The 16,101-nt window shown below is 71.9% G+C and carries 17 protein-coding genes and 1 riboswitch; of the genes, 8 read left to right on the forward strand and 9 right to left on the reverse strand.

The genetic code is table 11. From position 1 onward, the window contains the following. Positions 1-6 precede the first annotated feature (6 nt). Positions 7-471 (reverse strand): Asp23/Gls24 family envelope stress response protein, encoded by a 465-nt coding sequence (locus AB0D74_RS06430; RefSeq protein WP_089101589.1) that lies wholly within the window; start codon positions 469-471, stop codon positions 7-9. An 87-nt stretch (positions 472-558) separates the two neighbouring features. Here AB0D74_RS06430 and AB0D74_RS06435 point away from each other — a divergent pair, with 87 nt between their 5' ends. Then, positions 559-1,254, forward strand: coding sequence for a nucleopolyhedrovirus P10 family protein (locus tag AB0D74_RS06435; RefSeq protein ID WP_362581132.1), 696 nt, complete (start codon positions 559-561; stop codon positions 1,252-1,254). A 149-nt stretch (positions 1,255-1,403) separates the two neighbouring features. On the opposite strand, the gene AB0D74_RS06440 is transcribed toward AB0D74_RS06435, so the two are convergent. From AB0D74_RS06440 to AB0D74_RS06455, 4 genes are all read right to left on the reverse strand, one after another. Then, positions 1,404-2,207 carry an enoyl-CoA hydratase/isomerase family protein gene (locus AB0D74_RS06440; protein ID WP_362581134.1) on the reverse strand — a complete coding sequence of 268 codons (804 nt, stop codon included), beginning with the start codon at positions 2,205-2,207 and terminating at the stop codon, positions 1,404-1,406. Positions 2,208-2,335: 128 nt separating this feature from the next. Further along, positions 2,336-2,554 carry a helix-turn-helix domain-containing protein gene (locus AB0D74_RS06445; protein WP_046727957.1) on the reverse strand — a complete coding sequence of 73 codons (219 nt, stop codon included), beginning with the start codon at positions 2,552-2,554 and terminating at the stop codon, positions 2,336-2,338. Positions 2,555-2,889: 335 nt separating this feature from the next. Continuing rightward, positions 2,890-4,488: an ABC-F family ATP-binding cassette domain-containing protein gene (locus AB0D74_RS06450; protein WP_362581136.1), complete on the reverse strand. Its 1,599-nt coding sequence runs from the start codon at positions 4,486-4,488 to the stop codon at positions 2,890-2,892. Between the two features lie 92 nt (positions 4,489-4,580). After that, positions 4,581-5,399 carry a hypothetical protein gene (locus AB0D74_RS06455; RefSeq protein ID WP_362581138.1) on the reverse strand — a complete coding sequence of 273 codons (819 nt, stop codon included), beginning with the start codon at positions 5,397-5,399 and terminating at the stop codon, positions 4,581-4,583. 207 nt (positions 5,400-5,606) lie between these two features. Here AB0D74_RS06455 and AB0D74_RS06460 point away from each other — a divergent pair, with 207 nt between their 5' ends. Beyond that, the gene (locus AB0D74_RS06460; protein WP_362581139.1) at positions 5,607-6,497 is read left to right on the forward strand and encodes a neutral zinc metallopeptidase; all 891 of its coding nucleotides are present in this window, start codon (positions 5,607-5,609) and stop codon (positions 6,495-6,497) included. Between the two features lie 116 nt (positions 6,498-6,613). Continuing rightward, complete coding sequence (locus AB0D74_RS06465; RefSeq protein WP_294013794.1) at positions 6,614-7,027, forward strand: VOC family protein; 414 nt, start codon at positions 6,614-6,616, stop codon at positions 7,025-7,027. Between the two features lie 51 nt (positions 7,028-7,078). Here AB0D74_RS06465 and AB0D74_RS06470 read toward each other — a convergent pair whose 3' ends face one another. The 3 genes from AB0D74_RS06470 to AB0D74_RS06480 all read right to left on the reverse strand — a co-directional run bounded on the left by AB0D74_RS06470 (position 7,079) and on the right by AB0D74_RS06480 (position 10,893). After that, complete coding sequence (locus AB0D74_RS06470) at positions 7,079-8,464, reverse strand: hypothetical protein (RefSeq protein WP_362581142.1); 1,386 nt, start codon at positions 8,462-8,464, stop codon at positions 7,079-7,081. Positions 8,465-8,906: 442 nt separating this feature from the next. Continuing rightward, positions 8,907-10,034 carry an alpha/beta fold hydrolase gene (locus AB0D74_RS06475; protein ID WP_362581144.1) on the reverse strand — a complete coding sequence of 376 codons (1,128 nt, stop codon included), beginning with the start codon at positions 10,032-10,034 and terminating at the stop codon, positions 8,907-8,909. Positions 10,035-10,146: 112 nt separating this feature from the next. Next, positions 10,147-10,893, reverse strand: coding sequence for a class II aldolase/adducin family protein (locus AB0D74_RS06480; protein ID WP_362581146.1), 747 nt, complete (start codon positions 10,891-10,893; stop codon positions 10,147-10,149). Between the two features lie 196 nt (positions 10,894-11,089). Between AB0D74_RS06480 and AB0D74_RS06485 the strand changes: the two genes are divergently transcribed. The 5 genes from AB0D74_RS06485 to AB0D74_RS06505 all read left to right on the forward strand — a co-directional run bounded on the left by AB0D74_RS06485 (position 11,090) and on the right by AB0D74_RS06505 (position 15,140). Continuing rightward, positions 11,090-11,875, forward strand: a complete 786-nt coding sequence (locus AB0D74_RS06485; RefSeq protein WP_362581148.1) for a lysozyme — start codon at positions 11,090-11,092, stop codon at positions 11,873-11,875. 175 nt (positions 11,876-12,050) lie between these two features. Beyond that, a complete protein-coding gene (locus AB0D74_RS06490) occupies positions 12,051-13,310 on the forward strand; it encodes an inorganic phosphate transporter (protein WP_362581150.1) in 1,260 nt (419 codons plus the stop codon). An 18-nt stretch (positions 13,311-13,328) separates the two neighbouring features. Then, positions 13,329-13,556 (forward strand): hypothetical protein, encoded by a 228-nt coding sequence (locus AB0D74_RS06495; RefSeq protein ID WP_362581151.1) that lies wholly within the window; start codon positions 13,329-13,331, stop codon positions 13,554-13,556. Between the two features lie 255 nt (positions 13,557-13,811). Continuing rightward, positions 13,812-14,669, forward strand: coding sequence for a helix-turn-helix transcriptional regulator (locus AB0D74_RS06500; protein ID WP_362581153.1), 858 nt, complete (start codon positions 13,812-13,814; stop codon positions 14,667-14,669). A gap of 24 nt (positions 14,670-14,693) precedes the next feature. Beyond that, complete coding sequence (locus tag AB0D74_RS06505; RefSeq protein ID WP_362581155.1) at positions 14,694-15,140, forward strand: hypothetical protein; 447 nt, start codon at positions 14,694-14,696, stop codon at positions 15,138-15,140. A gap of 253 nt (positions 15,141-15,393) precedes the next feature. Here AB0D74_RS06505 and AB0D74_RS06510 read toward each other — a convergent pair whose 3' ends face one another. Next, positions 15,394-15,612: a DUF397 domain-containing protein gene (locus AB0D74_RS06510; RefSeq protein ID WP_362581157.1), complete on the reverse strand. Its 219-nt coding sequence runs from the start codon at positions 15,610-15,612 to the stop codon at positions 15,394-15,396. Positions 15,613-15,862: 250 nt separating this feature from the next. Beyond that, positions 15,863-16,003, forward strand: a riboswitch (cobalamin riboswitch). The last annotated feature ends 98 nt before the right edge of the window (positions 16,004-16,101 follow it).

Raw genomic sequence — 16,101 nt, forward strand, 5'->3', positions numbered from 1 at the left:
CGGTGGTCACTGGAGCCGGGACTCCGGCTCCTCTTCCTCTTCCTCCGGAAGCTTCACATCACTCACCGCGATGTTGACCTCGACCACTTCGAGACCGGTCATGCGCTCCACGGCGGCGATCACGTTCTCCCGGACCGCGCGGGCCACGTCGGCGATCGACACGCCGTAGTCCACGACGATCTCCAGGTCCAGCGCGGTCTGCACCTCGCCGACCTCGGCCTTCACGCCCCGGCTCACGGACTTGGAGCCGCCGGGCACCCGGTCCCGCACGACGCCGAAGGTACGGGCGAGGCCGCTGCCCATCGCGTGCACGCCGACCACGTCCCGGGCCGCCAGTCCGGCGATCTTCTCCACGACCCCGTCGGCGATCGTCGTCCGCCCGCGGGTCGCCGGGTCTCCGCCGCCGCGCCTGACGGTCTTCCGGGTCTGTACCGTCGGGTCCTTCTCGGGCTCCGCCGCCATCTCGGTCATCGCCGTGCGTCCCTTCCCGTCGTCGTCCTGCGACCACGTTACGTGCGGATGTCCTGTCGTGCGCCGAAGATGCGGCAGGCTGGAGCAATGACGGCGGACCGACGGACAGACACGGTACGGCACCTTCTGGGCTTCGGCAGGATCCTCCCGCTGGGCGGGCCGCAGGACGGGGCGTGGCTCGCGGAGGCGGCGGCGGACGCGGTGCTGCGGCGGGCGGCGGCCGGGGTGGCGGGGGTGCGGCTGGGTGCGGTGCGGATCGCCCCGGCGGATCCGGCCGGGGTGACGGAGGCCGTCGTACCGGCGCCGCCCGGGGCGGTACCGCCGGGGCCGCTGCGGCTGTCGGCGGACTTCGCGGCGACGGCGGCCGAGCCCCTGCCGGCGACGGCGTCCCGGCTGCGCCGGACACTGGCGGCGAGCGCGGAGCGGCTCGGGCTGACGGTGACCGAGGTCGACCTGCGGGTGACGGACCTGCTGGAGGAGGAGACGGTGGAGCCGGACGCCGTACGCGCGCCCCGGCCGCCGTCCGTCCGGGAGGGGACGGATCCCGAGGGCGCCCGGGTGACGGCGGCGGCGCTGGCGGTGCCGGGGGTGGCCCGGGTGACGGGGGCACTCAGCCGGGAGATCCACTTCGACACCGCGCTGCCACGTCGGCACGTCCGGGTGGAGGTGGCCCTGACCGACGACCTGCGGGCCGTGGAGGTGGCCCGCCAGGTCCGTACGACGGTCGGCGAGGCGCTGGAGGACCGGCCGACGGTGGCTGTACTGGTGACGGACGTCGGCTGAAGCGCCCCGTCGGGGGCGGCCGGCCGCGGAGGCTCTGCCGGCGACGGGCATCAGCCGCAGCGCCCCGTAAGGGGCGCGGGGAACTGCGCGAGCGCCCCCCACCGGCCCGCGGGGAACTGCGCGACCAGCCCCCACCGGCCCACGGTGAACTACTCGCCGACCCCCGCAAGGTCCCGCAGCCGCCGGGCCTGCGCCTGCCGCTCCGCGGCCCGCTGCTCGTCGTAGGTACGGCCGACGGCACCCCGCAGCAACGCCTTCGTCTCCACCACCGCATCCCGCGGCGCAGCCAGCAGCGCCCCCGCCAGATCCCGTACCGCCCCGTCGAGTTCGCCCACCGGCACGGCGACGCTCGCCAGTCCGGAGGCCACCGCCTCGTCGGCCTGGACGTAGCGTCCGGTCGCGCAGATCTCCAGCGCGCGGGCATAGCCCACCAGGGAGACGAGCGGGTGGGTACCGGTCAGGTCGGGCACAAGCCCGAGGCTCGTCTCGCGCATCGCGAACTGCACGTCGTCCGCGACGACGCGCAGGTCACAGGCGAGGGCCAGCTGGAAGCCGGCCCCGATGGCGTGCCCCTGCACGGCGGCGATGGACACGATGTCGCTCTGCCGCCACCAGGTGAACGCCTCCTGGAATTCGGCGATGGACGCGTCGAGGGCGGCGTCGTCGCGGTGTGCGAGCTCGATGAAGGTCGGCTCGCCCGGGATCCCCTCCGGCGTGAACATCTGCCGGTCGAGGCCCGCGGAGAAGGACTGTCCCTCACCGCGCAGCACGACGACCCGGACGGACCCCGGCAGCGACCGCCCGGCCTCTGCCAACGCCCGCCACAGTGCGGGGCTCTGGGCGTTGCGCTTGGCCGGGTTGGTCAGCGTCACCGTGGCGAGCGCGTCGTCGACGGTGAGCCGTACGCCGTCCTTGTCGAGAACAGGAGCGAGGTCCTGGTCGGGCGAAGCCATGGGGCGCCTCCGATGTGTGCGGTCATCACGCAATGCCGTACGGCATGCCAAGTGACTGCACAGTAACCACCCGGCCGATCAACCGACCGACCGGGTGGCCACCATCGAAGCCGATGGGCCGCCCGGGGTCAGGACGCGGCTTTCTTGCCCCGCGTCGCCCCGCCACGCCCACGCAGCGTGACACCCGACTCGCTGAGCATCCGGTGGACGAAGCCATACGAGCGGCCGGTTTCCTCGGCCAGTGCCCGAATGCTCGCACCGGAGTCGTACTTCTTCTTCAGGTCTGCCGCGAGCTTGTCGCGCGCGGCGCCGGTAACCCGGCTGCCCTTCTTCAGAGTCTCGGCCACCCGTGCCTCCTCATGGGAAGTGCGCTCTGGTCCCCTCATGATCACCCCTCCGGGGCGTGATGGCCACCCATTCGGCAAGGTCCGTGAGACATCGTTGTGACGACAGGAGCGCATCCCCACATACGGAATCTGTGATTCCGGCGAGAGTTGTCCGTGGGGCCGAACGGGTTCTTCTGTGAAATGCCAGGTCAGACATGCAAAACGGCCGATCCCTTGTCGACAAAGGGATCGGCCGTGAAATCGATGTAGGACACACCTCGATACGAGGAGATCTCACACAGATGATGGATCACCGATAGGCCGAATGATCCATAGCCAGTGGATCAGGCATTCGATCAAGCGAGGGCGACGAGATCCGCGTAGTCCGCGCCCCACAGGTCCTCGACGCCGTCGGGGAGCAGGATGATCCGCTCCGGCTGGAGCGCCTCGACGGCGCCCTCGTCGTGGGTGACGAGGACGACCGCGCCCTTGTAGGTGCGCAGGGCGCCGAGGATCTCCTCACGGCTGGCGGGGTCGAGGTTGTTGGTCGGCTCGTCCAGGAGCAGGACGTTCGCGGCGGAGACGACCAGGGTGGCGAGGGCGAGGCGGGTCTTCTCGCCGCCGGAGAGGACACCGGCCGGCTTGTCGACGTCGTCGCCGGAGAACAGGAACGAGCCCAGCACCTTGCGGACCTCGACGAGGTCCATGTCGGGCGCGGACGAGCGCATGTTCTCCAGGACCGTGCGGTCCGGGTCCAGGGTCTCGTGCTCCTGCGCGTAGTAGCCGAGCTTGAGGCCGTGCCCCTCGACGACCTCGCCGGTGTCGGGCTGCTCGACGCCGCCGAGGAGGCGCAGCAGGGTGGTCTTGCCGGCGCCGTTGAGGCCGAGGATGACGACCCGGGAACCCTTGTCGATGGCCAGGTCGACGTCGGTGAAGATCTCCAGCGAGCCGTACGACTTCGACAGACCCTCGGCGGTCAGCGGGGTCTTGCCGCAGGGCGCCGGCTCCGGGAAGCGCAGCTTGGCGACCTTGTCGGAGACGCGGACGGCGTCCAGGCCGGCCAGCAGCTTGTCGGCGCGCTTGGCCATGTTCTGCGCGGCGACCGTCTTGGTGGCCTTGGCGCGCATCTTGTCGGCCTGCGAGTGCAGCGCGGCGGCCTTCTTCTCGGCATTGGCGCGCTCGCGCTTGCGGCGCTTCTCGTCGGCCTCGCGCTGCTGCTGGTAGAGCTTCCAGCCCATGTTGTAGACGTCGATCTGGGAACGGTTGGCGTCCAGGTAGAAGACCTTGTTGACGACCGTCTCGACCAGGTCGACGTCGTGGGAGATCACGATGAAGCCGCCGCGGTAGGTCTTCAGGTAGTCGCGCAGCCAGACGATCGAGTCCGCGTCGAGGTGGTTGGTCGGCTCGTCGAGCAGCAGGGTGTCGGCGTCCGAGAACAGGATGCGGGCCAGCTCGATACGGCGGCGCTGACCACCGGAGAGCGTGTGCAGGGGCTGGCCGAGCACCCGGTCGGGCAGGTTGAGCGCGGCGGCGATGGTGGCGGCCTCGGCCTCGGCGGAGTACCCGCCCTTGGTGAGGAACTCGGTCTCCTGGCGCTCGTACTGCCTGAGCGCCTTCTCCCGGGTGGCGCCCTGGCCGTTGGCGATGCGCTGCTCGTTCTCCCGCATCTTGCGGATCAGGACGTCGAGGCCGCGCGCGGACAGGATGCGGTCGCGGGCGAGCACGTCCAGGTCGCCGGTGCGGGGGTCCTGCGGGAGGTAGCCGACCTCGCCGGAGCGGGTGACGGTGCCCGCGGCGGGGATGCCGTCGCCGGCCAGCACCTTGGTGAGGGTGGTCTTGCCGGCGCCGTTGCGGCCGACCAGGCCGATGCGGTCGCCCTTGGCCACGCGGAAGGTGGCGTTCTCGATGAGGATGCGGGCACCGGCGCGCAGCTCGATACCGGAGGCGGAGATCACGGACAGACTCCAGGGCGTACGGATAGTGACGGGTGGGCGGCTGAGGACGTTCCCGCCGTCTAATGCGCGAGGAGAATGGCCATGGGCCAAGTCTAACGGGGCGGCGCAAGCGCTTTTTCGGTGCGCGGGCGTTCGGGGCGGCCCGCGCGGGGCCGTTCGTTGCCCAGCGGGGTGCGGTGCGGGGCGATTCCGCCCAGGTCGTCGACGGCGACGAGCTGCGCCGTCCAGGCGCCGTCCGCGCACGGCTGGGCGACCAGCAGGGCGTGGCCGTGACGTACGGCACGTTCGGGGCGGAACGCGCAGCCCGCGCGGGCGGGCAGCACCCAGCGCAGGTCGCCGTCGGCGGTGCGGTACGCGGCGATGCGGGACGGGGTGACGACGGCGAGGATGCCGCGGCCCAGGGGGCGCAGGACGCCGGCGCCGCCCCGGGCACGCAGCCAGCCGGTCGCCGCGGGCAGGGCGCGGTGCCAGCGCACCGAGCGGCCGTCGGTGTCGGTGACGAGCCCGTCGTCCCAGACGGTGATCGCCTGCCCGCGCGTGGGCAGCACGCTGAGCGGACGCCGGCCCACGCGCGCGTACCGCCAGCGCAGGGTCCGTCCGTCGTACGCCTCGACGACGCCGCCACGCGCGCGTGCGGTGGGTGCGGGCGGTCCGGAGGTGAGGTGGTCGCCGTAGGGGGCGGGGCGGATCTGGTGGGCCGCGGCGAGGAGCCCGGCCGCGAGGAGCAGGGCGAGGGCGAGGACACGCTTGACGGGTCTGCGGACGGGAGGTGTCTCCGGGAGGGCATCCGGCGGCCGGTGCGGGAGGGGGACCGAAGACCGCTCCCGGCGGGCCGGCGCGGGCTGTGTGGGCTGCTCCAGGAGTGTCCCGGCGTCGGACGGCCCGGTTCTCCTGTGGTGCAGGACGGCCACCTCTTCCCCCTTCGGCGCCCGGCCGGGCGCCCTGTGCCACGCGTCAGGCGCAGAGCGTAGCCACGCCCCGGACGGGCGGGCGGGCGTGACGCGGGGGCGGGGCGGGACGTCGCCCGTTCGGGCGTCGGACCGGTCATCGGCGCGAAGTGGCGGCGCGGATGGCGCAAGGTGGTGGTGGGGGACGGTGCGAGCGGAAGGCGGTGCCCCATGCAGTTCGACGACGACGCGAACCTGGACACCTCCGAGGTGCAGGATGTGCGGGGCAGCCGGATCCCGGGCGGGAGGAAGACCGTCGGCGGCGGTCTGGTCGGCCTGATCGCGCTGCTCCTCGCCCTGTTCCTCGGGGTCGGCCCGGACCAGCTGGGGCTCTCCTCCGGGGACAGCTCGCCCGCACCCGCCTCCTCCTCGCTGGCGCAGGTGCAGCAGAGCTGCCGTACCGGGAAGGACGCGAACACCAAGGAGGACTGCCGGATCGTGGCGGTGGTCAACAGCGTGCAGGACTACTGGACGCAGGAGTTCCGGCGCCGCCACGGCACCTACACGGCCGCCCCCACGGTCTTCTTCAGCGGGCGGGTCGGCACCGCGTGCGGGACGGCGACCTCGGCGGTCGGGCCGTTCTACTGCCCCGGCGACCGGCGGGTCTATCTGGACCTCGGCTTCTTCGACGAGCTGCGGTCCAAGTTCGGCGCGAGCGGCGGGCCGTTCGCGCAGGCGTACGTCGTGGCGCACGAGTACGGGCACCATGTGCAGGACCTGATGGGCACGTTGAGCAGGTCGCAGTCCAACATGACCGGGGTGAACAGCAATGCGGTGCGGGTGGAGCTGCAGGCCGACTGCTACGCCGGGGTGTGGGCGCACCACGCCACGACCACGAAGGACGAGTCGACCGGCCGGCCGCTGATCACCGACCTGACGGCCGCGGACATCCAGGACGGGCTGGACGCGGCGGCGGCCGTGGGGGACGACCGGATCCAGGAGCGGTACCAGGGGCGGGTGACGCCGGAGACGTGGACGCACGGATCGGCCGAGCAGCGGCAGCAGTGGTTCTACCAGGGCTACCGGACCGGTGACATGGCGCGCTGCGACACCTTCCGGTGATCCGCTGACCTGCAACGACGGTACGGACCGGGGCCGTTGTCAGTGCCGGGTGCGAGACTGGGGACCAGGCCGGAACGACGGCTTTCGGGGGACCGACGCACGAGGGAGTGATCGGGATGGCGGGCACGAGTGGCGGGCGGCCGAGTATCTATCCGTCGCTGCTGTACACGGACGCGAAGGCGGCGATCAAGCAGCTGACGGAGGCCTTCGGCTTCACCGAGCTGTCGGTGTACGAGGGCGAGGACGGCATGGTGCTCCACGCCGAGCTGGTGCAGGGCAACGGCGCGGTCATGCTGGGCTCCAGGGGCCGCGGCGGACGGTTCGACGCGGCGATGGAGGGCGGCGGCCCGACCGGGGTGTACATCGTCGTGGACGACGTCGACGCACACCACCAGCGCGCCGTCGACCACGGCGCCGAGATCCTGATGCCCCCGACCGACCAGGACTACGGTTCGCGTGACTACATGGCCCGCGACGTCGAGGGCAACATCTGGAGCTTCGGCACGTACGCCCCGGAGATAGCCGGCTGACCTGCGAGGCCCGCCCGGTCCGCCCCGACCGTCGGCCGGCCGCCGGGCACGCTAGCCGCCGGTGTGCACCTGGAAGGCGGCCCGGCGGACGGCCTTGGCGAGGGCCGGGTCGGGGTGGGCGGCGGCGAGGGCGACCAGGACCTGCACGGTGCGCGGGTGGCCGACGGCGCGCACCTCGTCGAGCAGCGCGGGGACGGTGGGCTGCAGCGCCGACTCCAGGTGGCGGACGAGCAGCGGGGCCTCGCCGTGGTCGGCGACCGCGGCGGCCGTGTCCACCCAGAGCCAGGTGGCCTCTTCCCGGGTGAGCACCTCGTGGGCGTCCTCGGGGTCGACCCCGTCGTGCTCGGCCAGCCACAACAGGGCGTAGGGCCGCAGGGTCGGCTCGTCGACGACCGCGCGGACGTCCGGTTCTGCGGGGGCGCCGACGACGCGCAGCGCCTCGAAGGCGAGGCCGCGCAGCAGGGCGTCCTCGCCACGGGCGGCGTCGACGAGTTCGGTGACGGCACCGCCGACGGGCCGGGCGGCGAGCCAGGCACGGTACTCGGCGCGGGCCGCGTTGGGCCGCAGCTGGGCGCAGCCGCGCAGCATCTCCTCGGCGGCGACCTCGATGTTGCCGGCGGGGCTCTGCGCGGCGACGCAGATCTGCTCCAGCTTGACCCAGACCGCCCAGCTGCCCAGCGGGGTGAGGGTGGCCTGGCCGTCGCCGTAGGTCAGCGCGCCGACCGAGGCGAGGGCGTGCAGGGCCCAGTCGAGGAGCGGGGCGAGCTCGGCCTCGTCGGCGGGGGCCGGGTCCTCGGCCGGGGCGTGGTCCGCCGGGTCGGCGTCGGCGGAGCGCACGGCGGCGAGCGGTCTGGCGGTCCCGGTGCCGTTCTCCGTGTCGTAGGGGACCTCGCAGCGCTCGGTGCGCAGTTCCGTGACCCGCTGTCCCAGCAGGTCCAGGAGCTGCTCGACCGGGACGGGGCCGGCGGACAGCTGGAGGAAGGAGAGCACCTGGGGCATGGCCGAGACGACCTCGGCGACGGCCGCGGGCTCGAACTCGGCGGGCTCCGGGTGGGCCAGCGACCAGGCGTCGAAGAGGGCGACCCAGCCCCGCAGCACGGCGCTGTCGTCGCGGTCCCAGGCGCGCAGGCGCCAGCCGGGGCGCGCGCTGTCGCCGTGCACCTCGACCAGACCGGCGAGGCGGGCGGTGTCCCAGTCGGCGCGGACCTGAGCGGCGGTCAGGCCCAGGTCGTCGGACGCGCGTTCGGCGGACGCGTCGGAGAGGGTGGCCTTGCCGTCGGCGGTGCCGTCGCTGCCCGGCCCGAGGGCGGCGTCGGCCCAGTGGGCGACGCGGGCCGCGCCGGCCAGGCCGGAGCGAGCCATTCTGGCCAGCTCGGCGGGGGCCGGGGTGCCCTCGGGCGGGCGGGGTGCGGGGCGGCGCGCGGGCCGCTGGTTCATCGCTCGGGGGGCGGCGGCCAGGGGTCGCGTTCGGACGAGTCGAAGCCTTGAGTCGCGCGGGATACGGGACGTCACGGGTGCAGTCTTCCGGTTGACGGTCCGAAAACCCAAACGGAATGTCACGGCGGGCGACGGGGCTGGCCAACGCACGGGGTGCGAGGGGAGGCGAGGAGACATGTTCAGGCCAGTGGTACGGCGTTAAACGGAACCTCCGGAACCGGCTGCGACCGGGGGTTCCGGCTCGGGCCGGAGAGCCGCCGGGGACGGGAGGGGAAGGACCGGCGGGTGCGGGAAGAATCACACCGGCCACCTCGGAGGTGCCCGAGGTGAGGTGCCGACGGGAGACGGGAGGTGCCGATGCGAGGTGCCGGTCGGAGCTGTCGTCGGAGCTGCCGTCGGGGGTCGCGGCGGGCTCGTGCGGGGGCGCACGCGCCGGAGCGCGTCACATCAGGGGCGTGAGGAACCGGCGCAGCCGCTCCTCGTACTCCTCCGGGTCGGGGTTCCACATCGCGCCGTGCGGGGCGTCCGGGACGGTGTGCAGGGCGACCAGGTCGGGGCGGCGCTCGGCGAGGCGGCGGGAGTACGCCCAGGGGGCCACGGTGTCGTCGGGGCCGTGCACGATCAGGGTGGGCACGGTGAGCCGGTCCGGGTCGACGAGGTCCGCGGTGTGGTCGGCGTGCAGGCCGGCACGGCCCTGGGCGGCGCGTACCGCGAGCGGCAGCAGGGGCTCGGGGGTGTGCCGGGCCTGGGCGAGGGCGCGCAGGGTGGCCTCCCAGCTGAGTACCGGGGAGTCCAGGACGAGGCCGGAGATCCGTTCGCGCAGTGCGGAGTGGGCGGCGGCGCGCAGCGCCATGGTGGCGCCGGTGGACCAGCCGTGCAGGACGACGCGGCGGGCGCCGTAGCGGACGGCGTAGCGGATCGCCGCGTCCAGGTCGCGCCACTCGCTCTCGCCGAGGTGGTTCAGGCCGTCCGGTGGGCGCGGGGCGCCGAGGTCGCCGCGGTAGGCGAGGGCGAGGACCGGCAGGCGGCGGGCGTGCAGGAAGGCCATGACGTTCATGGGGTGCTCGCGGGTGGTGCCGAGCCCGTGCACCGCGATCACCCAGGTGTCGCGGTGGCCGGGCACGAACCAGGCGGGCAGCGGGCCGAGTTCGCCGGGCAGGTCGATGTCGGCGTACTCCAGGCCGAGGGCGGTGCCCGGGTTGCCGACGTGGACGTTGGCGGTGAGCCAGGCCCGGTCGCCGGTCTCGAAGGTGCCGTGGGTCACCCGTTCCAGTCGCCGTACGACGGTGTCGGCGGTGTCCGCGGCGGCTTCCAGGACGGCGCCGACGACCGCGTGCGAGCCGTCCCCGGCCAGGCCGTAGGTGCCGGGGCGCAGCGAGGCGAGGTCGCGGGTGAGGGTGATGCGGCCGGCCGCGGTGCCGTGCACGGTGAGCCGGGGCTCGGTGGGCAGGGGGCGGCCGGGCGGTGCCTTCAGCGCGGCGTCACTGGCGAACCGCCCCGCGGCCACACCGGCCGCACCGGCGGCGAGTACGGCACCGACGGCAGCGGCCGTGACTTTGACTGGGCGCACCTGTCCAGTGTCGGGGCGGAGCGGGTCGACGGCCAGTGGAGGCGGGGCGGCGGAAGTGGGGCGGTGAGGGCGGGGCGGTGAGGGCGGGGCGGCGGATCCGCCTCCGTTCACTTCACTTCACTTCTCCTTCTGCCATCTGCCCGTATCCGCGGAGCCGCTCGCCCACCTCCGCCACCTGTTCCGGGGAGAGCAGGCTCGGGGCCAGGCCGGGTACCGAGGACGCCGTCAGCCACAGGCGGCACATCCACTCCAGCTGGGCGGTGCGGTCGTAGGCCTGGGTCAGGGTGGTGCCGTAGGTGATCGTGCCGTGGTTCTGGAGGAGGCAGCCGGAGCGGTCGGTCAGGGCGCGGAGCATGTTCTCGGCCAACTCCTCGGTGCCGTACGTCGCATACGGGGCAACCCGGACCGCGCCGCCGAGCGCGGCGGACATGTAGTGGATCGCCGGCAGCTCCGGGACGAGCGTGGAGACGGCCGTCGCGTGCACGGCGTGGGTGTGGACGACGGCCCGGGCGCCGGTACTGCCGTAGATCGCCAGGTGCATCGGCAGTTCGCTGGTCGGGACCAGGGTGCCGAGGACCTGGCGGCCGGCGAGGTCCACGCCCGTCACGTCGTCCGGGGTGAGTCGGTCGTAGGGCACGCCGGACGGTGTGACCAGCACGGTGTCGCCGACGCGGACCGAGACGTTGCCGGAGGTGCCGACGACCAGTCCGTCGGAGACCGTGCGACGGGCGGTGGCGACGAGTTCGAGCCAGGCGTCCGCCTCCGCCGCGCGTACATCCCGCCTTCGCGGCTCCGACACACCTTGTGCGCCGGCCCGTCCATCCCGTCCGTCACGCTCGTCCCGCCGCTGCTCAGCCATGGCCCGATCCTGCCAGGCGGGGCTCCAACGGGCCTGTACGGCGGGGCACTTTAGGCCGGACGTCCCGAATCCAGTAGGGCGCAAACCGCCACAAAGGGTTTTATTTCTCGGCTTGGCCGAAGATCGCCGAGGATACGCCGATCTTCCAATAATCTCTGGACGATTTTTCGTACACATCGCCATTCCGGGGGGAAACATGGCCTGTGACCGCATTCCGCCGTCCCACCACCGCCACCGCCACGGCCGGCGCCGCCACCGCGCCCGCGTCCTCGCGGCGTTCGTGGCGGCGCTCGCCCTCGCGGGCACCGCGGCCTCGTTCGCCGGGACACCGGCGTCCGCGGCGAGCCTGCCGAAGGGGCACGACGTCTCCTCGCACCAGAAGAACGTCGACTGGCCGAGCGCCAAGGCGAAGGGCGCAAGGTTCGTCTACATCAAGGCCACGGAGTCCACCACCTACCGCAACCCGTACTTCGACCAGCAGTACAACGGCTCACGCCAGGCGGGGATCAGGCGGGGCGCGTACCACTTCGCCCTGCCGGACAAGTCGTCGGGCGCCCGGCAGGCGGCGTACTTCGTGAGCCACGGCGGCGCCTGGACGGCGGACGGCTGGACACTGCCGCCCGCGCTCGACGTCGAGTACAACCCGTACGACAAGAAGCAGAGGTGCTACGGGCTGAGCAACTCCCGGATGGTCAAGTGGATCAGGTCCTTCAGTGACGAGCTGAAGCGGGAGACGGGCCGGCGGCCGGTGATCTACACGACCACGAACTGGTGGAACCTCTGCACCGGCGGCAGCAGCGCGTTCGCCGCGGACCACGCGCTGTGGATCGCCCGGCACGGCTCGGCGGACGCCGGGGCGCTGCCGGCCGGCTGGTCGTCGTGGACCTTCTGGCAGTACGACAACAGCGGCAGCCTGCCGGGTGACCAGAATCTCTTCAACGGGTCGGCGGGCCGGCTGAAGGCGTTCGCCCTGGGCCTGTAACCGGGCGGCGACCGGGCCGCCGGACCGGAACCGGGACGGCGGCCTCACCCCACCCCGCGCACAACCACCCCGCAAGTCGATCTCATACACCACCAAGACCGCCCCAGTTCATCTTCCGTTCATCCAGGTTGCCTACGGTCCAACAGCCAATGACCTCGAAAGATTGCCTGGGTAAATGGAAAACTTCTCGCTGATCCTCGCGATTGTGGTGATCACCGCACTCGCGTTTGATTTCACGAACGGTTTCCACGACACCGCCAACGCGATGGCCACCACCATCTCGACCGGTGCGCTCAAGCCCAAGATCGCGGTGGCCATGTCCGCCGCGCTCAACCTGGTGGGCGCCTTCCTCTCGGTGGAGGTCGCCAACACGATCTCCAAGGGTCTCGTCGACGAGAACGGCATTCGTCCCGAGGTCATCTTCGCCGCCCTCGTCGGCGCCATCCTCTGGAACCTGGTGACCTGGCTGGTGGGCCTGCCGTCCAGTTCCTCGCACGCCCTCATGGGCGGTCTGATCGGCGCCACCGTCGCCTCCGCCGGCCTCGGTGCGGTCCACGGCGACGTGCTCGTCACCAAGGTCCTGCTGCCTGCGGTCGCCGCCCCCGTCGTCGCGGGCCTCGCGGCGGCGCTCTCCACCCGCCTCTCCTACACGCTCTCGAAGAACGCCGAGGACGAGGCCACCCGCAAGGGCTACCGCGCCGGCCAGATCGCCTCCGCCGGCCTGGTCTCGCTCGCGCACGGCACCAACGACGCGCAGAAGACGATGGGCATCATCACCCTCGCGCTGATCGCGGGCGGCGCCATCGCCCCCGGCTCGAACCCTCCCACCTGGGTCATCCTCTCGGCCGGCCTCGCCATCGCGCTCGGCACCTACATCGGCGGCTGGCGGATCATCCGCACCATGGGCACCGGCCTGACCGACCTCCAGCCGCAGCAGGGCTTCGCCGCCCAGACCAGCGCGGCCACCGCCATCCTGGCCTCCTCCCACCTCGGCTTCTCGCTCTCCACCACGCACGTCGTCTCCGGTTCCGTGATGGGCGCGGGCCTCGGCCGCAAGGGCGGTACGGTCCGCTGGTCCACCGCGACCCGCATGATGGTCGCCTGGGTGCTCACGCTCCCGGCCGCCGCGCTGGTCGGCGCGCTCGCCGAGTCCGTGACGGACCTCGGCGACTGGGGCACGGCGGTCGTCGCCGTCTTCCTCGTGGCCTCCAGCGCCACGATCTGGAAGCTCTCCCGCCGCGAGGTCGTGGACAGCAGCAACGTCGTCGCCGAGGAGCCGGCCGGCGTGGTGACCACGGCGATCGCCGCCGTGACCCCGCCGCCCGCGGGCCCGGCCACGGTCACGGGCCAGGTCACGGACGACCTCACCGCCACGATCCCGTCCCCCTCCCCCGCCCCGGCCGCTCCCGCGACCGACCCGGCCGCCACCGTCTGACCCCGAGGAAGAAGCGACATGAACATCGACTGGGCAGCCATCGGCTCCGTCTTCGGCGTCAGCCTCGTGGCCACCGTGGGGCTGGTGGCGCTCTTCACCCTCGGCATCAAGGGCCTCTCCGCCCGCGAACGCGCCACCGCCCAGGGCGACTCCGCGACCCTGGCCGTGACCGCCGCCTACCTCTGCTTCGCCGGCTGCGCGGCAGCCGTGGCGTACGGCATCCACCTGATCGTGGCGAAGGCCTGAGGCTTCGGGCGAACCACCCCTCCACACCGTCCCGCGGGGCGGGGAAGCGCACATTCACGCTTCCCCGCCCCGCGTTTTGCATGTCCTGATCAGACATGCGCGACCCGACACCAGTCGGATCGCGATGTCTGCTCGAAACAGCGAATCGACACATGGCATATGGAGCACAGCCAACTGATAGAGTCGGATCGGGCATGGCGTTCCGCCGGCCGCCCGAACCTCGGCCCAGACGCACAGAGATGAGATGAGAGCAGGATGCCCAGGCCACTGGATCCGAGCCTGAACCGACGCAGACTGCGCATCGAACTACGCAGTGCACGCGAGAAAGCCGAGTTGACGCAGCGCGAGGCGGCCGAAGCCCTGGAGTGGTCCCTCTCCAAAATCATCCGCATCGAGGCCGGCACGGTCAGTCTCTCGGTGACCGACCTGCGCGCCCTCCTCGAACGCTATGGAGTGACGGACCCTCAGCTCGTCTCCGAGCTCCAGGAGGCGGCCCGGGGCTCCAAGGGACAGAGTTGGTGGACTCCCTTCAGCGACGTACTGAACCAGTCGTTCACCCAGTACCTCGGATACGAGAGCGCCGCCGACTCCGTACGCACGTACCACCCCATCGTCTTCCCCGGCTTCCTGCAGACAGAGGACTACGCGGAAGCGCTGCTCGCCCCCCAGGCCCCCCCGGAGCGCATTCGCCGTGTGGTGGAACTGCGCACGGCCCGCCAGGACCGGCTCTTCGAGGGGGACGAGTCCCCGGAGATGATGTTCGTGGTCGACGAGGCGGCCCTGCGCCGCCGGATCGGCGAACCCGCCGTAATGCGCCATCAACTGCAGCACATCAAGACGCTGATGGAGCACCCCCGGGTAACCCTCCAGGTACTGCCCTTCGGCGCGGGCGCCCACTACGCGACGCTCGGCAGTTTCGTCCTGCTCGGTTTCAAGGACGACGACGACCTGCTGTGGGTGGAGCACTCGGCGGGACAGCTCGCCATCAGGGACGACCATGAACTCGTCGCCCGATACCAGGAATGCTTCGCCTTGCTCACCGACATGGCGCTCTCGGACGACGACGCCGTCGCTCTGATCGATGACGCCGCACGGGACTTCGGCACCAGTTAGGCCATGGGCCCGACAGGAGGGGCGATGGGGCGGCTCACCGAACGACTCACTGCAGCACTGCGGCCCCGGGGACGTGAGCCGTCCGGTGTGACGGAGGGGACCGTTGCGTCCCCTGAGGAGCTGCAGAGTTCCGGTTCCCTGTCGGACAACGAACTGATCGACCGCGTCACGGACAACGCCCGGAAGACCAAGAACTACGAGGACATCCGAAATGGGGAGAAAGACCGGCGGATCGCGGAGGACAAGGCGTTCTCCAGGACCGCGATCCAGCGGTTCGTCACCGCAAGCCTGTGCACGGTCGCGGTCGTACTCTCCCTGGGCTTTCTCTGCTACGCGGCGCGTGGCATCCAACTGTCCATACCCAGGCCGATAGGTATCGCACTGGGACTCGCCGCCACGAGCGCGATCAGTGCGGTCGGTGTCGCTCTCGGTCGCTTTCTGCGGCGCTCCGGCCGGGGCGGGCGAGAGTGATTCTCACCAGACGACGGACCGGATCCGGGCCGTACCCCCATCCCACACCGCCGGCCAGGGCAACGGCCGTCGCCACGGCTCCCCAGACGATCAGCCTGTCCCTGGTGCCGTCCGCCAGAAACGAAGTCGCGGCCCCCACCACGCTCGCCGCCAGACCGCACACCACGCAGTACGCCGCAAGGACGAGCCAGTCCGGTCGGTGCACCCCGCGGCCCCCACTGTCGCTCCCCATCCGGTCCCCCTCCCAGGTCGGTCACATCGGCTCGGCGTCACTCAAGCCGCGCGATCTGAGTCCCACGAGGAACAGGTGCCACGGCTCGCACGCGAGACAGATGAAGGCCGAGCCGGTCAGGTCCTTCGAGTCGCGGACCAGCACCTCCCCCGCGACGACTGCGACCGCCACGCAGGTTTCGCCAGTCATCGAATAGCTGCTGATACGCCAGGCACTCGCGGACGGGCCCCCGTCGATCACACCGACCTCCTCGACTCGCGAATTGGCGCCTCGAAGGTGTCCGTTGATGCCCGTAAACCGTAGCGTCACCGCACGCAGCCGCGCAGGCCCCCCGAGGAATGGGTCGCAATCGCCCTCCGCCACTCGCCCTACCGCTCGCCGGATCCTCGGTTTCAGTCTAGGGAGACAGGGGCCGGTCGGCCAGTGAGCGAACCGGCCAGTGTGTGGGCCTCAGCACACTCCTCCGTTGCAGGTCAAAGGCAAGTTGACGGGTCTTCCGGGGCGTGGTGGACTTCCGGAGCCATGTACGGCGGCAAGGGAGGAAGCCGGTGTGAATCCGGCGCGGTCCCGCCACTGTCACCGGGGTAGCAGTCCCCGGAAGCCAGGAACTCCCACCGCCGGTCTCGTCGAACCAGGGCGCGGACACCCTGAGTGAGGACATAACGCCATGCGCGGCTGCCGATCGAGGTCGAGTACCCGGCCCGTTCCCGACCCCGTCGCCGACCCCTC

It is taken from the genome of Streptomyces sp. NPDC048278 (assembly GCF_040652195.1).
Classification (GTDB): Bacteria; Actinomycetota; Actinomycetes; order Streptomycetales; family Streptomycetaceae; genus Streptomyces.